Below are 20,949 nucleotides of genomic sequence, written 5' to 3'. Positions count from 1 at the left end.
TTGGATGGCAGCATGAAGCTTACCAAAGACTCTAACATTGAATTTTCCATGATGCAAAGATAAGATTTTTTTTCTTTCCCCACTATTTATCGGGTGAGCCTTTAAATACAAACATGAGATACATCAACCGAACATTCATAGAAGCGGGGCAGTAGAAATTTCTTTATTGCAACAGAAAAAGCATAAAGTCTACTATAAAAAAGCAAGAAAGAGGCTGAATAACAAATTTGTTATCAACGTCTTTCTTGATGAATATTTATATCTCAATATTAATGAATACAGGAACCGTATTCAGAAAAGTAAATTCTAAATATCAATATCTTTATAGAGATATCTTTTTATACTCTTTTTAGGTGTCTTTTCAAATTCTTCATCTTGAAGTCTTATCTTGGAAATCTTGCAATAAGATGGCATTACTTGATTCAATTCAGCCATATTCTGTTCCATAATATTCTGCAAATCATCTTTCGAAAAGCCTAAATTTCTTGCTTCCTCATAATCAGGATATACCAATGCAACAAGTTTGTCGTCTTTCTGTATCACGAGACTTTCCACAACCATTGCCATACTATTTAGCTTATCCTCGATTTCCTCGGGATAAATATTTTGACCATTTGCCCCCAAAAGCATATTCTTGCTTCTACCCTTAATAAAAACATTACCGTCTGCATCTATTAAGCCTAAATCACCTGTATGATACCAGCCATCTGAGTCCAAAGCCAGGTGAGTTGCTTCTTCATTTTTATAATATCCTAACATAACATTTGTTCCACGGGCCAAAATCTCACCAGGAACATTATATGGGTCTGGACTATCAATTTTAACTTCCATATGTATCACAGCCTTACCACACGACATCGGGACAAAATCATGATAATCGGAATATGTTATAATCGGAGCACATTCTGTTGCCCCATAACCAACGGTAATCGGAAAGTCTATACTCTTCAGGAAAGACTCTACTTCCTGATTAAACGCAGCTCCTCCAACAATTATTTCATACAGGTTACCACCAAAGGCATTATAAACCTCTTCGCATATTCTCTGCTTAACTTTTTTACTTATAACCGGCATGTTGAGCAATAAGCGCATCTTATTATTTTGAATCTTAGGAAAGACTCTTTTTCTTATTATCTTCTCAACAACTAAGGGAACAGCAATAATTATTGCCGGTTTTATATCCTTAAATGCTTGTGCAATAATCGCAGGACTAGGTACACGTGTCAAGAAGAATATATGGCATCCATGACAAAATTCAAACAAAAACTCAAAAGCCATTCCATACATATGCGCCATAGGCAAAATACTTACAGTGTTTGAACCTCTGGAAATATTTTTTCCTAAAGCATTCATTGCGAAATCCAAATTTCCCCATAATGCCCTATACGGCAACATAACACCCTTCGAGAAACCCGTTGTTCCACTTGTGTAATTAATCAAAGCAAGTTCATCAGGACTTTGTTCAATATAATAATGTATATGATTTTTTCTAAATGCCTTAGGATATTTCCTACCAAACAACTCATTTAGATGCTCTCGTGCATATGTCAACTTGTCTGTGCGCGAAACAACCAATGAATAATCAGGTATATATATTATACCTTCAAGACTTGGCATTTTTGTTGCATCTATAGTTGTAGCAACAACATCTCCGACAAACAGCAGTTTTGCTTCACTATGATTTACTATATTATAAACTTGCTCCGGTGTAAATTCATGCAAAACAGGAACAGCAACAGCTCCATACGTAAGTGTTGCAATAAAGGCTACAGCCCAGTTTGCACTATTACGGCCACAGATGGCAATTTTGTCACCTTTTACAACACCGCTATTTTCAAACATTATATGCAACTTTTCAATTTTTCTTGCAACATCTTTATATTGAAGTGTTACACCTTGATAATCAGTTAAAGCATCTAAATCCCAATTATCAATAATGCTTTTTTCTATAAACGAATTAAAACTTGGTATTTTTTCCATTGCACAAAAATAATAAATTTGTGCAAAGATAAATCATTACTTGCACATTTCAAAATTATTTGTGCAATTTTTCTGTAAAGTTAATTACAGTTATCAATAAATCTATCTTGATAAGATAAATATTGTAATTTTCAAAGATACATCTATTATCTAATATCAAATTCATACAATCAACGTCTATTAGGCTATAAATAAATCAAATGTTTACAATAGACAACAATCTGAACAACAGGCAAAACAGGCATTGCCTATTTAAAAGTATATAATATATAGAAATAACTCGATTTGAAAAAAAACATGTATATTTGCAAAGTGGAAATTATTAAAAGAATCATATTAACATCTCTTTTAGTCTTCTGTCTTATACCGTACAGAACAAAAGCTGAAACGACATCAGACTCGCTAATACTTCAACGAGTTCTGAAATACAAACAAAGTGTATCAGAAGAAGTAAAAGGAATCCACACAAATGTCTATTTAAGATATTATTTTAAAACAGATAAAAGAAATATAACATTGATGGCTATACCTTCCATGTATGCGATATCAAGAGGAAGGCGAGAATATGTAGGGGAAACATACAGCAATATATATATTAAAGACAATTACATTTCTGAAGCGACACGCCAATTAAATATTGGAACCATACCCCATCATAAAAATGCAATGACTACATTGCTGAAATATCTGATGCCGAATATTTATGATGTAACAATATTAGACAATCAAATTCTTTCTCCATTTAATACATATAATACAAAGCTATACAAATACGATATTACAAGTTTAACAGATAATCGTTCTGAAATTGTTTTCAGGCCCAAACTCCACAATACACAAATGATAAGTGGTTCTGCAATTGTCGAAAGAACTACAGGTAGAATTATACGAATGCAATTTATGGGCGAATACGATATGGTGAAGTTTCATATAGACGTATTAATGGGCAAATATGGCATATACTCATTACTACCTAAGAAATGCGATATTGACGCCGTATTTCATTTTATAGGAAATAAAATTCATGCATCTTATCATTCGGTTTATGATAATCCTATCACCCTACCCGATTCAATAATAAATTCACACGACATCAAATTAATGGAAGAAATAAGGCCAGACACGCTGCCTATCCACTTTAAAGATGCTTATATCAAATATGGCTATAATAACACAACTGATACAATCCAGAATGTCAAAGAAAACAAACGTTGGGACCAAGTTTTATGGGATGTTTTAGGTGATCACATTATCAATCGCACAAAAGGTAACTTTGGAACCAACAACCAGGGCGCTTTTAGAATATCTCCAATTTTAAATCCATTGGAATTAAGTTACAGCGGGCGAAAGGGTATAACATACAAATTAAAAATCAACGGCAGTTATAATTTTTCTTTAAATAAAGATATTTCTTTATCTTTTAATTCAGGATATTCGTTTAAACAGCATCAGCTATATTTCAGAATGCCTATCCGTTTTACATACAATAAGAGAAGAAACGGATATACAGAATTTGAAATTGGTAATGGAAATAGAATTACCAACTCCAGTATAGTAGACCAAATAAAAAATGAGACACTTGATTCCATCAATTGGGACAACATGAATTTAGATTATTTTAAAGATTTCTACTTTAAATTCAAAGCAAATTATGACTTATCGGATAAATGGAGCATACAACCTGGTATAATATATCACAAACGCTCTGCCGTTGATAAAACAGGATTTGAGCAAGCAAAAAGGCCTACAGAATATTATTCGTTTGCTCCATCATTACAAATACAATTCCGGCCATACGGATGGAACGGACCTATATTTACGACTGACTACGAAAGAGGAGTAAAAAATGTATTTAACTCAGATATGGAATATGAACGCTTTGAGTTCGATGCTTCATGGAAAAAACAATTTCATTCTCTGAAAGCTATTTCTCTTAGAGTTGGCAGTGGATTTTATACATCCAAAAGTAGAACATCATATTTCTTAGACTATACAAATTTCAGAGAAGAGAATATTCCTGGAGGATGGAATGACGATTGGACAGGTGAATTTCAATTATTAAACAGCAATTGGTATAATGCTTCGGAATATTATGTGCGAACAAATGCAACATACGAATCGCCATTAATGCTATTGTCCCGAATACCATATGTAGGGCGACTGATGGAGATAGAACGTATATATGTAAACACACTCTTTGTTGAGCATCTACATCCATATATAGAATGTGGATATGGGTTCACAAACAGATTTTTTTCTATGGGCTTATTTTTAGCGACTCGAAATGCTGATTTTGAAGGTATCGGATGTAGATTCGGATTTGAGTTGTTTAGAGACTGGTAACAATTAATATTTTAACATGAAACAATTAACAGTATATAAAGCTAGCGCCGGAAGCGGTAAAACATTCACCCTTGCCGTTGAATATATAAAACTCCTGATTAAGAATCCTATGAGTTTTAAGAACATTCTTGCTGTAACCTTTACCAATAAGGCTACAGAAGAAATGAAAATGCGAATATTAAGCCAGTTATATGGAATATGGAAAATGCTTCCTGATTCGCATCTTTACATGAAGGAAATAACAGGAAAACTAAATATAAGCGAAGAACAAGCAAGCCGACAAGCCGGAATAGCCTTAAATAGCCTCGTTCATAATTACAACTATTTCAGAGTTGAGACGATAGACTCTTTCTTTCAGTCTGTATTACGTAATCTAGCACGCGAATTAGATTTAACAGCAAACCTAAAAATCGGCTTAAATGATTCTCAGGTAGAAGAAGAAGCAATAGATCAACTTATAGACTCACTGACGACAACAAGCCAATTATTACAATGGCTTATAAATTACATTTTTACCAACATCGATGAAAACAAAGGTTGGAATGTTATTGGTCAGATTAAATCATTTGGAAAAAACATTTTTCAAGATTACTACAAGTCAATCAGCGACAATCTAAATAAGATAATCACAGAGAATAATTTTTTTGATATATATATTAAGGAACTAAAAGAAATCCGTAGTAATGCTAAAAAATGCATGGCAGCATATGCAGACCTGTTTATAAATGAAACAACCAAGGCCGGATTAGACCCTAATACATCATTTGCATCAAAAGGCAAAGGCATATGCAGTTATTTCAAAAAACTTAAAACAGATGATTTCAGTGATGATAAATGTGTTAACAACACCTTGAAAAAATGCCTTGACAGTGCTGAAAGCTGGACGACCAAGACTAGTCCAGACCGGAATACTATTATATCATTAGTAAATGAAAGCTTAATGAAACTGCTACATGAAGCTGAAACAGAACGCTCAAAACAATGGAAGCTTTATGCAACAGTTGAGGTTACTCTGAAACACCTTAGTAAATTACGCCTTCTAAATAAAATTGAGAGTAAAGTAAGAGAATTAAATGAAGATGCCAACAGATTCCTGCTAAGTGACACTCAGTACCTGCTTCATTCACTCATCAAAGACAATGATTCTCCGTTCATATTTGAAAAAGCCGGATGCCAACTTGAACACATAATGATAGATGAATTTCAAGACACCAGTTCTGTTCAATGGCAAAATTTTAAAGTCCTGCTTAAAGAATGTATGAGTCATGGCTCAAATGATAATGACACCGTCAACAACCTCATTGTCGGAGATGTCAAACAAAGTATATACAGATGGCGTGCAGGAGACTGGCGCTTACTTAATAATATCAAGGAGCAATTTCCGTCTTCAAAGGAGCAGGTGGACGTGTGTTCACTTCAAACAAATTACAGATCTGAAAAAAACATCATTGATTTCAATAATGCTTTTTTCACTTTAGCTGCACAATATGAATACACACGTGGCCAAGAAATCGGACTTGACAGCAGTGCCAATGAAATCAAAACTGCGTATGGAGATGTTAAACAGAATGCAAGACAAGGAAAAGCCCAAGCCGGATATGTAAGATTAACACTGCTACCGAATGAAAATTATAATGATACGACGTTAGAATATATTGAAAGCAGCATAGATGAGATAATACAATCAGGTATGCCGTTGAATAAAACTGCAATATTATTTAGATACAATAAGTTGATACCAATTGTTGCAGACTATTTCATGGAAAAAAGACCCGACCTGACTTTTATAAGCGATGAAGCCTTCAGGCTAGATGCATCAAGTGCTGTTAATACAATTATGCTTGCCTTACAATTACTCGTACATCCCGACGACATAATGTCAAAAGCTAATTTGGCTGTTATATATCAAAATACAATATTGAAAAAAGATCTGAATGTAAGTAAAATTCTCACAAGCTTCGTGTCAGAAACTGACAATGCTGATTCTTTTTTACCGTCAAGCTATATTGACAATATGCAACAACTCATCAAAAAGCCATTGTTTGACATTATTGAATTTATATATTCCACTTTTGAGCTTGAAAAGATGCATGAACAAGGTGCTTATATATGCGCTTTTTATGATCAGGTCTCTGATTTTATAAATAACAATTCAGGCAATATTGATAAATTCATCAATGAGTGGAATGAGAACATACATTCAAAAACAATTCAATGTGATGAAATTAACGGTATAAGACTTATAAGTATTCATAAGAGCAAAGGTCTGGAATATGATAATGTAATTATTCCATTCTGCGATTGGACTCTGGAAAACAGAAACACCACGTTATGGTGCAATCCGAAATATCAGCCATTTGACAAATTGCCGATAGTTCCTGTAGACTATAACAAAAAATTGCTCAATACAATATATGTTGATGATTATAAAAACGAATATTTACAAAACACTGTAGATAATCTCAACTTGCTATATGTTGCATTTACAAGAGCATGTAAGAACCTGTTTGTTATAGGAAAGAAAAACAATTCTTCCAAAAGTATAAGGAACAGATCTGAGATATTAAACGATAACATAAAAGGATTGGCAGAGATATTACCCGGGGCTTCTATTTCCGGGATTGAACAGGAAAATGAGCCAACTATATTTGAGTATGGAGAACTTTGCCGTGATGAAGAGACAAAGTCTGTAAAAACAGAAAATGTTTTTATACAACAAACTTTGCCATATAAAGTAAATATGAAAACATCAAACTATGTGGCTAATTTCAGACAAAGTAATAAAAGTAATGATTTTATAAAATCTGAAAACGAAGAGAACGAACACGAACGTTATATAAAAATGGGTAGTGTATTACACAAATTGTTTTCAATGATTCGTACTACCGATGATATAGACAATGTGTTAAAACAATTCGAATTCGATGGTGTACTTTATGATGATGATATAACGGCAGATAAAATGCGGAGTATGCTAGCAAAACGTTTATCTGATAAACAAGTAGCTGACTGGTTTGACTCACGTTGGACAGTATTTAACGAATGTAGCATTCTTGAATACGACAAAAATACTAACAAAGTTATTGAAAGGCGGCCAGATAGAGTAATTACAGACGGCACCAGAATGAAAGTTATTGACTTTAAATTTGGCAAACCTTGTAATGAATATATAAATCAAGTAAAACAATATATGTCTCTTCTAAAATCAATGGGATATCAAAATGTTGAAGGATATCTGTGGTTTGTTTATTCAAACAAGGTCAACAAGGTGGAATAATACATTTCGCAATCACTCTCATCATTTGTAACTAATACAACGGAAGTAACATGAAGAAATTTTTAGAATACGTAGCAGAAGACATCGTAAATAAATATGGCACTAATTTGTCAAACATAGCAGTTGTGTTTCCTAATAAACGTGCATCAATATTCTTGAACGAACAGCTTGCCATAAAAGCCGGCCGTCCTTTATGGTCACCGGCATATATTACTATCAGCGACTTTTTTCGTCAGCATTCATCGCTGTTAATTGGAGATCCAATAAAACTTATATGCGAGATACATAAAAGTTTTACTGAATGCACCCAAATAGACGAATCGCTAGATCATTTTTATGGATGGGGACAATTGCTATTGGCTGATTTTGACGACATAGACAAGAATATGGCTGATGCCTCAAATGTATTCAAGAACATTAAAGACATCCATGAATTAGACGACATTTCATATCTTACAGATGAACAAAAAGAGATTCTGCATAAATTTTTCAGCAATTTCACGACAGACAATGAATCTGAACTGAAAAAACGCTTCTTAAAATTATGGGGACATTTCGAGGATATATATAACAACTACAAAGCAAGACTCCGTGAACAAAATATTGCATACGAAGGAATGCTGTATAGAGAAGTTGCCCAACAGGATATTGATTATAAATATGACAAATATCTGTTTGTCGGATTTAATATGGTTCAAAAGGTTGAGCAAAAAATATTCTCAAATTTACAGAAAAAAAATAGAGCTGGTTTTTATTGGGACTTTGATTCGTTTTATATGCCGCCAAATAAAAACGAAGCCGGTCACTATATTGAAAAATACCTTAAAGACTTTCCTAATGAGCTTAACTCGTCTGACAAAAGTATCTATAATAACTTGTCTGCAGGCAAAAGAATTATATATGCTAACGCATCCACTGAAAACATTCAGGCAAGATACGTAAGTGACTGGTTGAAAGAAGAAGAAAGATATAAAGATGGTAAAAATACTGCAATAGTTTTATGCGACGAGTCTCTTTTACCAACAATCATACACTGCATACCCAAAGAAGTTGAATGCGTAAACATTACTTCTGGCTATCCACTTTTTCAGACACCAGTTTCATCGTTTGTTCTACAGCTACTCGATCTTAAATTAAAAGGCTATTCACACAACAAAAACAGATATCAGCTTCATTATGTAGCTCAGATTTTGTCGCATCCTTATGCACAATATATATCAGAAAAATGCTCGGACCTATTGAATGAACTAAAAGAAAAGAACATTTATTATCCAACATTTCAGATTCTTGACAAAGATGAATTTACAAAACATCTGTTTGAGCTACAGAATAACAATAACGATTTGATGCAATGGCTTATGGACATCTTGAAACGAGTTGCCATAAATATGGGCAATACAGACAAAGACCCATTGTTTCAAGAGTCGATATTCAGGATGTACACATTATGCAATAGATTAAATGAACTGGTCAAGTCAGGCGACCTTGATGTGGACGTAATAACATTGCAAAAGCTTATCGTGCAACTGATCAACTCAACCTCTATTCCATTTCATGGTGAGCCAGCAGAAGGCATCCAAGTTATGGGTATACTTGAAACCAGAAATCTGGATTTTGAGCATGTACTGATTCTCTCATGTAATGAGGGAAATATGCCAAAAGGCATAACGGACTCGTCCTTTATACCTTATTCGATAAGAAAGGCATACGAACTGACAACGGTAGATAACAAAGTAGCCATTTATGCATATTATTTCTACAATTTGATACAGAGAGCCTCTGACGTTACAATTGTATACAACAACTCAACAGAAGACGGACACACAGGTGAAATGAGCCGATTTATGCTTCAACTTATGACAGACGGTAACTTTGACATCAAGCGCATATCCCTAAAAACAGATCAACAGCTGGTATATTCAAAGCCTAATATAATTGCCAAGGATGAAACCATTGTCAATATATTAAACTCGATGAAATTTATTTCACCGACATCAATAAACAGATATATGCGTTGTCCACTGCAATTTTACTTTTACAATATTGCCCAGATTAAAGAACTTGATGAAAGTGACGAAATGGACAACAGGATGTTTGGTAATATATTCCATGGAGCTGCAGAAATATTATACCGGAAATATCTTAACGCAGAAAACCACATCATTACAAAAGAAACCATTAATAAAGCATTGGAAGACAAATCGTTAATTGGAAGGATTGTTGATGAGGCCTTTACTGAGATATACTTTAAGCAAGAATATAATGACAACAATAACAAATCGTTTTATAATGGTCTGCAGCTGATTAATCGAGAAGTAATAATAAGGTATCTGAAAAGATTAATTGAAATTGACTCAGCATTGGCACCATTTACTATCATTGGGATTGAAAATGACGTCTATGAGGATATTAAATTTGTTGCAAATGGTGACGAACGTAAGATATGCATAGGCGGACGCATAGACAGAATGGACAAAATTGTTGATAAAGAAAATAATACAGAAAAAATAAGAATTGTTGACTATAAGACAGGAAGCAGTAATCTAAAAGATGCGAAATCATTGGACGACATATTCATACGTCCGCTAAATACAGAGATACACGCAGACTATTATCTGCAAATAATGCTATATTCGTTAATAGTAAGAGGCAATAAGAAATATAACAGCAGCAGTTTGCCTGTAAGTCCTGCACTGCTTTTTATACAGCACTCTTCAGAAGAAGGATATAATCCGATAATATCAATAAACAAGAATAAGATTAACGATATATCTGAATATCTGCCGGATTTTTTGGAGAATGTCAAGTCTATATTGTCTGAAATATTTGACATTGCTACTCCATTTAAGCCTACAACAGAAAGAAAAACATGTGAAAACTGTCCGTATGCACGCTTGTGCAACTGCTAAAATTCTACATGAAGATACTTCAAAAAACGAATACTATTACAAATATCCCAGACGACATATACGTTAAACTGTCATCTGGGATATTTTTGAGTTACTATATCAATAAACTTAGTGCATAGATTCATCAACAAATGACAATGGCAACAAATCTTTTATGCTGTCAATAACATAAATGCCATCTATTCCACAAAGTAATATCTTTATGTTACGTTGGTATCTTTGCTCCATTTCTAATATTACTTGCCGGCAAGAACCACAAGGCGAAACAGGAGTTTTAACCAGTCCTTCTATATTTTTTGCAGCGATTGCAATGGCTGTTATCGCCAACTCTGGATGATTAGACTGAGCATTAAATATCGCAGCACGTTCAGCACACATAGTAACGGGAAATGCTGCATTTTCCTGATTGGCCCCAATCACGATAGTACCATCCTCAAGCCTCAACGCAGCCCCCACCTTAAAGTGGGAATAAGGTGAATATGATTTGTCTGTAGCTTCAATAGCATTTTTTACCAATGCTTTTGACATATCATCAAGTTCTTCAAATTTTAACAGACTTAATTCCGATTTTATAATGATTTTTTCCATGTCTACGTTTATATTTATTCATTTTCGTTGTTTGTCGGATCTTTAAAATATTCATAGCAACCAACATCCGGGAGTTCATCTCTTTGTCTTCCGTCACGGTCTTCAGGCAAGGAATATTCTATCGCAGCAGTGTTTATAGCCGGAGATTTTTCGTTCAGATGAAAGTCATACCTCTGTTTGTCTATATCAACTAAAACAAAGTTTTCTTCTCCTGATACAGCAGAAGTGTCCTCAACATTCTCGAAAGTCACATTAATTATGTTCTCATCGTCCGTAACTTCTGGTGTACGCAATAATGAGTTCACAAATCTATAATTAAACACTTTCGTTTCATCATCCATCTTCGCACCAATTATTACATCGTTTGCATAGCCAGTAACAATACTATTCAGACAATCCATCTTTAACAACGGCATATAACGTTCACCCTGAAAATTAGAATAATACAGAGCAGCTCCGCGATTAGAGTCAAATGGATAAAACTGTGCCAATGTACATTGTTGTATTATTGCACTGCCGCCAAATATTGCCACACAATCATTTAAGGTATTGGTTATTTGGCTGTTACGTATCTCTATTGAACAATTTTCAGATTTAACGCCATATCCCTGACAATTATGAACTGTACTATTAAGTAATTGAAGTTTAACCTTCGATACATCAGAAGAGTCACAAACAATACCATTAAATGTGCTATGAATGTCTGTATAGCAGATTTTATTATCGTAAGAAGAACCATAGAAACGGATTCCCTGCCACTGACCGCTGACATTATCGTAAGGAAGATAGTCAAACATGTTATCCAGTCTGTCACCACGAAGCACAATATTTCTATCTGCCGTACCTTCAGATATCATACGGCCATATATATTAATTCCGGCATCACCATGAAAATACAAAGTTGTTCCGGCTGCTATATTCAATGTAGCACAGCTGTCAACCGTCAGTCCACCATAAATTACAGTCGGTTTAGAGTCTGTTCCGATAGTAGTGTCATTTTGCACATACACATTCTTCAGTAAATTGGCATCCCACGTATAAGCGTTTAAAGCAACCTTCTGCTCTACCCCACTTTCCAAAAGGAAAACAAGCTCATCCTCGAGCAGTTGAGGCTCCTGCTTTCCGTTTTCCGGAGATGTTAATTCAACAAATACCCTTATACTGTCATTTTTACGGATCTCTACGTCAGAAATTTGATACCCTGACGTCGGGCTAAGGTATTCTCCGTCAACATTTATTCTAAATCCAGTCTGGTTTCCACGAGCTAATCTAACCTTTGTACATCGTATCCCGTCGCCAGCCTTATTATAAACCCAAAACGTACGTGTAGAAGTTGGAACCGTTGAAAAAATGGTATCCATACTTATCGTATCAGTTGAAAATGTCAATATGTCAGATTTTGACAATGAAAAAGAATCATCGTCTGTACACGACACAAACAGACAAAGAAAACTTATTAGTGAAATAATATTTTTTATCTTCATGATTATATAACGATGTTTGAAATATTATATTGCACTTAATTTGAAAGAAATTATTTCATTCCTTATAGAACATTATTTCACAAAATAACAATAAATCCTTGTTTTTACTTATTCAACATTATCAATGTGCCTATTACAGGGTTCACCGAATAAAAATATACGACTTGAAATGACAAATACAGCAGTAACAGAGTTATGTTTTTCTATATGCAATTCATTATTTATGACAAACGCAAATCTGTATATTACCATTTATGCTTCGCTATACATCTTCAAATAAAAAACATTAAAAAAACAATTCTGCCTTTTCTTCGAAAGAAACCAATGAAATACACCCATTAAACAAATGACTTTTGGATTAAAAACAACTGATTTATGGGCAAAAACTCAATCACTAATAATTTGAAAGGCATACGCGTATTTATATTAACAAAACGGATATATACAAGCCGAAATAATCCTTTTTAATACGAAATCAACTTTATTTGTTATAATTTTTACAACTAGAAAAAGTATTAGACAAATAAAGATTAAGTATACATCTAAATTTATAAATCAAATTATATGCCCGACACACATTCAAAATAAAGACGACAATGCATTAATGAAAATGCACCATTATATAACCCAGCCTAAACAAGCCATCAATAACAAAGAAGTTCTCTCTATACATAACGATATAGGGGCAACATCATGAAAATGACTTGCCCCTATATTAAATAATATTTAAATTACAAAGAAATCAATCTGTTACTTCTATCTTAAACGACAGGCTATCTTTATCTGGATTTTTATCTATTAAGATAACGTCATTATCTTTTAATTTTCCATCCAATATCAATTCACAAAGCCCATCCTCAATATAGTTCTGTATTGCTCGTTTCAAAGGTCTTGCGCCAAATTGCACATCATAGCCTTTTGAGGCGACAAACTCTTTTGCAGCATTTGAAATCTTTATGTTACAGCCAAGTTCCTTGATTCTGCCGACAAGCCCCTTTAACTCTATGTCTATAATTCTTTTTATAGCCTCAAGATCCAACTGGTCAAATGTTATAATCTCATCAAGACGATTCAAGAATTCAGGACTAAACTGCTTACTCAAACTTTTTTGTATTATGCTTCTAGCATATTCTTTGTCGGTTTCATTGATGTTTTCACTGCTAAAGCCACCTGCATTGAAACCTATACCGCGTCCAAATTCTTTTAATTGACGAGTTCCAGCATTACTTGTCATGATTATCACCGTATTACGGAAATCTATCAAGCGGCCGTTACCGTCTGTCAGACGTCCTTCATCAAGAACCTGCAATAACATATTGAACACATTGCCGTGTGCCTTCTCAATCTCATCAAGCAATACAATTGAATATGGATGACGTCTTACTTTCTCTGTAAGCTGCCCGCCTTCTTCGTATCCTACATATCCCGGAGGAGCGCCAACTAATCGAGACGTATTAAAGCTCTCACTGTATTCACTCATATCAACACGGATCAACGCATCAGAACTGCCAAACATATGCTCAGCCAGTTTCTTCGCCAAATATGTCTTACCGACACCCGTTGGTCCCAAAAACATAAACGCTCCTATCGGATGATTTTTCTCTTTCAGACCAACCCTGTTACGCTGTATAGCCTTAACCATCTTTTCGATAGCCTTATCTTGAGCAACTACAACAGCTTTCAAATCATTAGCCATATTTTTGAGCCTTGCGCTTTCGGCCTCAGCCATCCGTTGTACAGGCACACCTGTTATCATTGACACTACCTCTGTAACATCATTCTCTGTTATTTCATCTCGAGTGCCAATCTCATTATTTGCCCATTTTTCCTGAAGTTCAGAAAGTTCAGCTTCCAATTCTGTCTGCTTATCCCTGTAACTTGCAGCCAGCTCAAAGTTCTGATTTCTTACCGCAGCCTGCTTCTTCCCTTTGATAAAATTAATTTCTTTTTCCTTTTCACTTATCTCAGGAGGCATTTGTGTGTGCCGCAGATGCACACGTGCACCCACCTCATCAAGAACATCAATAGCCTTATCAGGAAAGAACCTGTCTGTTACATACCTTTCTGTCAATTTGACACACGCCAATATGGCATCGTTAGTATAAGAAACATGATGGTGATTCTCGTAACGCTCTTTTATATTATTCAAGATGGTTATTGTTTCATCAGACGTTGTCGGTTCCACAATAACCTTCTGAAACCTTCGTTCCAAAGCTCCGTCCTTCTCGATTGAATTACGATATTCACCTAATGTCGTTGCTCCAATACACTGAATAGTGCCACGTGCTAATGCCGGTTTCAATATATTGGCGGCATCCATTGAACCCGGAGTAGAACCGGCTCCTATAAGCGTATGTATCTCATCTATAAAAATAACGACGTCAGGATTCTGCTCAATTTCCTTAATCAGTGCGCGTATACGTTCCTCAAATTGTCCACGATACTTTGTGCCTGCAACAATAGCAGTCATATCAAGACTAATTATACGCTTATTGAATAGGACTGGTGATGTATGATGCTTGTTAATAAGCTGAGCCAGACCTTCAACTATTGCACTTTTACCTACACCAGGTTCTCCAATCAAGATTGGATTGTTCTTCTTTCTACGACACAAGATTTCTACAACGCGCTGAATCTCACGCTCCCGGCCTACAACAGGATCTAGTTTTCCTTCCGATACACATTTCGTCAAATCGGTTCCAAAGTTATCTAGCACTGGCGTTTTTCCTTGGCTTCTATGTACACCAGTTGCAGTACTCTGCGGATTTGATTTCTGTGAATTACCGCCATTAATACTAAGCATGCCGTCCTCATCTTCATCCTTATCAGGCATGTCAATCCCATCATTTGTCATATAACCTGATTTATTCTGAAAATAGGTTAACGCATCTTCATAACTCATATTATTAGACTCTAACACCTCTTTTGCTCCATTATTTGCATGATCATGTAAAATCGCCAACAATAAATGCTGTTCATCAACCATTTGCATAGACTGAATACGGGCCTCCAAAACAGCAAGTTTTAAAATATTACTGGCCTTTTCATTCAACACAAGCTCACGAGTATTTAAAGGTTGCATAAAATCATCTTCACGCACCTTCTGTTCCAACTCGGTTTTTATTGACTGATAGTTTATATCTAAATTCAAAAATAATTCATGCACAGGGCCCGTCTTGTCACGAAGTATACCAAGCAGCAAATGCTCCGGACCAACAGACCTGCTGGCTAACCTGGCTGCCTCTTCTCTGCTAAACGCTAGAATTTGAGACACTTTTGGTGAAAATTGACTGGTCATTTTATATATATTCTTATTTACAATAATTTTACGATGCAAAGATAAACATTTTATCACAAACAAATATTATGCCATATTTCATTTTTAATTATAAGCGCGCAGATTTTAGCATTCAAAATAAAAAACATATATCCTCTTTAATATTTAACAATAACTATTTTGCAATCATTTTAAATAGTTATTAATAAAATAATCATAAATCAATAAAATCTCTCATTTCTTAAAAATACATAATACAAAATTTGTTTTTGTATGATTTTTTATTAACTTTGCGCCCATATTACAAAAGAATTATGGCAACAAAATTATTAACACCTGATTATATTTTTGAATCTAGTTGGGAAGTTTGCAATAAGGTCGGAGGTATATATACAGTTCTTTCAACAAGAGCAAAAACCCTACAGAATCTTCTGAAAGACAAAATTATTTTTATCGGTCCTGATGTTTTTATTAACGATAATCCTTATTTCATAGAAGACAACAAACTGTTTTCTGAATGGCATGAACAAGCCAACAAAGAAGGTCTTGTTATTAAAATTGGAAGATGGAATATACCAGGACAACCTATTGCAATATTGGTAAACTTCAATCAATATTATACAGATAAAAACAATATTTATACATGGACATGGGAACATTTTCAGGTAGACAGTCTACATGCCTATGGTGATTATGACGAAGCGTCTATGTTCTCATATGCAGCTGCCAAGGTAGTTGAAAGTTTCTATAATTTTTATCTTGACGATTCTCAAAGGGTCATATATCATGCAAATGAATGGATGACCGGGTTAGGACTTCTGTACTTAAGCTACAAGATACCACAAATTGCAACAATATTCACCACTCATGCCACGAGTATAGGAAGAAGTATTGCAGGAAACAATAAGCCGTTATATGATTATTTGTTCGCCTATAATGGTGATCAAATGGCTAACGAGCTTAACATGCAAAGCAAACATTCAATTGAGAAACAAACTGCTAAATACACAGACTGCTTTACCACTGTAAGTGAAATTACTGCAAATGAATGTAAAGAACTTCTGGATAAGCCTGTAGACGTTATCTTGCCCAATGGCTTTGAGAATGATTTTGTACCAAAAGGCGCAGAGTTTACCAGAAAAAGGAATATTGCCCGCAAACATGTTCTAAACATTGCGAATGCGTTACTCGGAACAGACTTAGACGACGACACACTCATTGTATCAACTAGCGGACGATATGAGTTCAGGAACAAAGGAGTTGATGTATACATAGAAGCAATGAACAGGTTGCTTAGAGATAACCGTCTGAACAAAAAAATACTTGCATTCATCGAAGTTCCCGGATGGGTTGGTGAACCTCGCGAAGACTTAAAAGAACGTATTAAGTCACAAAAGAAATACAACGAGCCATTACCAGTACCAATGATAACACACTGGCTTCAAAATATGAGTCAGGACAATGTATTAGGAATGTTGAAATTCTTAGACATGCAAAACAGGTATGACGACAAAGTAAAATTGATATTCCTGCCTTGTTATCTTAATGGCAACGATGGTATCTTCAACATGAAATATTACGACCTCGTATTAGGAAACGACCTTTGCGTTTATCCTTCATACTACGAACCCTGGGGATACACTCCATTGGAGGCAATTGCATTTAAGGTTCCATGCATAACATCTGATTTAGCAGGCTTTGGACTTTGGGCAAATGCCGAATTTGGAAGATATGGAGAAATTACTGACGGCGTAAAAGTTATTCACCGTACAGATTACAATTATTCTGAAGTTGCTGATAAGATAAAAGATACAATTGTAGAATTCTCCAATATGTCCGACAGCGAGATTAAGAAAGCCAGAAACAATGCAGAAAAGCTGTCTAAAAAAGCATTATGGAGCAATTTTATAAAATACTATTACCAAGCATATGACTTTGCGCTCAGACGAGCAGAAGCAAGAAAGCATTAAATCAATTTGTAAATTACATAAATTAAATAAACAATGAAAATTAAAGCAGACTATGTCAACGCTCCACAATGGAGAGAACTGACTGTAAAATCAAGATTACCTGAACAATTAAAGTGTTTAGATGAACTTGCTCATAACATGTGGTGGGCATGGAACTACGAAGCAAGAGATTTATGGCGCAGCTTAGATGAAAAATTGTACGAAGAAGTTGGTCATAATCCTGTTTTATTGCTCGAACGTCTTAGCTATGACAGAAAAGAAGAAATTGTCAAGGATAAGACAATAATGAAAAAAGTTAAGGACGTATATTCACTGTTCCGTAAATATATGGACGTTAAACCAAATACAAAACGTCCTTCTGTTGCATATTTCAGCATGGAGTATGGTCTTAACCAAGTTCTTAAGATATATTCAGGCGGTCTAGGAATGTTAGCCGGTGATTATCTGAAAGAAGCATCTGACAGCAATGTTGATATGTGTGCCGTAGGATTCCTTTATCGCTATGGATATTTCAAGCAGTCCCTCAGCATGGACGGACAGCAGATTGCAAACTACGAAGCTCAAAACTTCAACTCACTTCCTATTGTTCGCCAACTTGATGCCGAAGGCAATCCCTTGGTTGTAGATGTTCCATATATGAACTATCAGGTTCATGCTTATGTATGGAGAGTTAATGTTGGTAGAATTCCGCTTTACCTACTTGACACAGATAACGAAATGAACTCTGATTTTGACAAACCAATAACCCACTCTCTTTACGGTGGTGACTGGGAGAACCGTCTGAAACAAGAGATTCTGTTAGGTATAGGAGGTATTTTAACTCTTAAAAAATTAGGTATCAAGAAACAAATATACCACTGCAACGAAGGACATGCAGCATTATGCAACCTTCAGCGTCTTTGTGACTACGTACAAAGCGGACTCTCTTTCAATCAGGCAATAGAGTTGGTTAGAGCCTCATCACTTTACACTGTTCATACTCCAGTTCCTGCCGGTCATGACTATTTTGACGAAGGTCTGTTTGGCAAATATATGGGCGGTTACCCCTCAATACTTGGCATCACATGGGATGAATTTATTGGCATGGGACGCACTAATCCTGATGACCACAACGAAAAATTCTGTATGTCAACATTCGCCTGCAACACTTGTCAGGAAGTGAATGGTGTAAGTAAGCTCCATGGATGGGTTAGCCAGAAGATGTTCTCAGGAATATGGAAAGGTTATTATCCAGAGGAAAACCACGTTGGTTACGTTACCAATGGTGTTCACTTCCCCACATGGGCAGCAACAGAATGGCGTAAGCTATATGCCAAATATTTTGACTCAGCTTTCATGTCAGACCAAAGCAATGAAAGCATATGGGATGCAATATACAAAGTTCCAGATAATGTCATTTGGGACACCCGCATGGTATTAAAGAAGAAACTTACAGATTATATTCGCGATAAATTCCGTGAAACATGGCTAAAGAATCAAGGAGATCCTTCAAGAGTTGTTTCTTTGCTTGAAAAGATCAATCCAAATGCCTTGATGATAGGTTTCTGCAGAAGATTTGCTACATATAAGCGTGCACACCTTCTGTTTACTGACCTCGACCGTTTGGCAAAAATTGTCAACAATCCAGAGCGTCCTGTTCAATTCCTGTTCTCAGGAAAAGCCCATCCTGCAGATGGCGCAGGCCAAGGTCTTATAAAGAAGATTTTCGAAATTAGCCAACGTCCTGAATTCTTAGGGAAAATTATCTTCCTCGAGGATTATGACATGCAGCTTGCACGCCGCCTGGTTTCAGGTGTTGATATATGGATGAACACACCGACACGTCCTCTTGAAGCATCTGGTACATCTGGTGAAAAAGCTGAAATGAACGGTGTTGTCAATTTGTCTGTTTTGGACGGCTGGTGGCTCGAAGGATATCGTGAAGGAGCAGGCTGGGCACTTACAGAAAAACGTACATACAAGAATCAAGGCTACCAAGACCAGCTTGATGCTGCAACGATCTACGGATTATTGGAAAATGAAATCATACCTTTATACTATAACAAGAATGAAAACGGATATAGTGAAGGTTGGATTAAAGTGATAAAGAACTCTATCGCAAAAATTGCTCCTCATTATACAATGAAGAGACAATTGGATGATTATTACGAAAAGTTCTATACAAAAGAAGCTATCCGTTTCGAGAAACTTGCAGCAAATGATAATCGTTTAGCAAAAGACATTGCACAATGGAAAGAAAGCGTAGCTGAACGTTGGGACTCAATACATGTTGTTTCAAAAGAATCTATGTTCCCCAACACTGGTTTAGAAACAGGAGTTACATACAAAATTAGATACGTAATTGACGAACAGGGCTTAAATGACGCAATAGGACTTGAATTTGTTTCATTAACTGTTGACAATAATGGCGAAGACCGTATTTCAAATGTATTCCCATTCAAGTTAATCGGACATGAAGGCAACCTTTACACATTTGAAGCTACAGTAGAGGCATCAGAAGCAGGCACATACAAGACTGCTGTCAGAATGTATCCAAAAAATTCCGCCCTGCCTCACCGTCAAGACTTCTGTTATGTAAAATGGCTTGATTAATAATCATTTGCCTATAAACGACATTATGTAATTTTTATTACATATATAACTAAAGATAAATCTCCTTAACTAATGACATTTTTTGTCAATAGTTAAGGAGATTATTTATTATACTTTGTCCAAGTTCCACATCAAATAATCCATTTAATCATTCCTAAAAGCCTATTCTTACGAGACATCATCCTGGACAGCATCTCTTATATTTTTTGAAGCATGCAACAAAGAGCTCTCATGGCTCTTTTGAAGTTATAGGCTGCAGCCGCCATAAGCACGTTTACAATATCTCCCACCACACCCTTATAAAAGTTACGGCCTAATCGGTAATCTGATTACTTAATACCAACAGATAATGATGGTTTTAAGGGACAACTAAGTAAAAAACGTGCTTTACTTAAAATCACAAGCAAAAAGACATATAAAATTTCTAAATTATTAACCTATCGTTCACCTGTAATGAACAGACCTGTTTCGCATCATAAATGCCCCCTTATTTGTGACTGTAAATACACTACTATTATTTATAAATTAA

9 protein-coding genes are annotated in these 20,949 nt (G+C 35.3%); 5 read left to right on the top strand and 4 right to left on the bottom strand.

Annotation, left to right across the window (positions count from 1 at the left end):
* Positions 1-306: 306 nt before the first annotated feature.
* The gene (locus ACZMIG_RS09965) at positions 307-1,980 is read right to left on the bottom strand and encodes an AMP-binding protein (protein ID WP_487889491.1); all 1,674 of its coding nucleotides are present in this window, start codon (positions 1,978-1,980) and stop codon (positions 307-309) included.
* Between the two features lie 297 nt (positions 1,981-2,277).
* Between ACZMIG_RS09965 and ACZMIG_RS09960 the strand changes: the two genes are divergently transcribed.
* From ACZMIG_RS09960 to ACZMIG_RS09950, 3 genes are read left to right on the top strand one after another with little or no spacing between them, the layout of a single operon-like run.
* Positions 2,278-4,323 carry a DUF5686 family protein gene (locus ACZMIG_RS09960; RefSeq protein WP_288172445.1) on the top strand — a complete coding sequence of 682 codons (2,046 nt, stop codon included), beginning with the start codon at positions 2,278-2,280 and terminating at the stop codon, positions 4,321-4,323.
* Positions 4,324-4,339: 16 nt separating this feature from the next.
* Entirely contained in the window at positions 4,340-7,600 is a 3,261-nt protein-coding gene (locus ACZMIG_RS09955) for a UvrD-helicase domain-containing protein (protein ID WP_418874009.1), read from the top strand.
* 50 nt (positions 7,601-7,650) lie between these two features.
* Positions 7,651-10,509: a PD-(D/E)XK nuclease family protein gene (locus tag ACZMIG_RS09950; RefSeq protein ID WP_288948953.1), complete on the top strand. Its 2,859-nt coding sequence runs from the start codon at positions 7,651-7,653 to the stop codon at positions 10,507-10,509.
* A gap of 108 nt (positions 10,510-10,617) precedes the next feature.
* Here the strand turns inward: ACZMIG_RS09950 and cdd are convergent, their stop codons facing one another.
* From cdd to ACZMIG_RS09935, 3 genes are all read right to left on the bottom strand, one after another.
* Positions 10,618-11,097: a cytidine deaminase gene (gene cdd / locus ACZMIG_RS09945; RefSeq protein WP_302330497.1), complete on the bottom strand. Its 480-nt coding sequence runs from the start codon at positions 11,095-11,097 to the stop codon at positions 10,618-10,620.
* A 14-nt stretch (positions 11,098-11,111) separates the two neighbouring features.
* Positions 11,112-12,458, bottom strand: a complete 1,347-nt coding sequence (locus ACZMIG_RS09940) for a right-handed parallel beta-helix repeat-containing protein (protein WP_487889490.1) — start codon at positions 12,456-12,458, stop codon at positions 11,112-11,114.
* An 865-nt stretch (positions 12,459-13,323) separates the two neighbouring features.
* Positions 13,324-15,879: an ATP-dependent Clp protease ATP-binding subunit gene (locus ACZMIG_RS09935; RefSeq protein WP_487889489.1), complete on the bottom strand. Its 2,556-nt coding sequence runs from the start codon at positions 15,877-15,879 to the stop codon at positions 13,324-13,326.
* A gap of 293 nt (positions 15,880-16,172) precedes the next feature.
* On the opposite strand from ACZMIG_RS09935, the gene ACZMIG_RS09930 reads away from it, so the two are divergent.
* The gene (locus ACZMIG_RS09930) at positions 16,173-17,828 is read left to right on the top strand and encodes a glycogen/starch synthase (protein ID WP_487889488.1); all 1,656 of its coding nucleotides are present in this window, start codon (positions 16,173-16,175) and stop codon (positions 17,826-17,828) included.
* Positions 17,829-17,861: 33 nt separating this feature from the next.
* Positions 17,862-20,420 carry an alpha-glucan family phosphorylase gene (gene glgP, locus ACZMIG_RS09925; protein WP_302024640.1) on the top strand — a complete coding sequence of 853 codons (2,559 nt, stop codon included), beginning with the start codon at positions 17,862-17,864 and terminating at the stop codon, positions 20,418-20,420.
* The last annotated feature ends 529 nt before the right edge of the window (positions 20,421-20,949 follow it).

The organism is Xylanibacter sp. (assembly GCF_057607445.1).
This window is presented reverse-complemented; position numbering and strand designations above follow the sequence as displayed.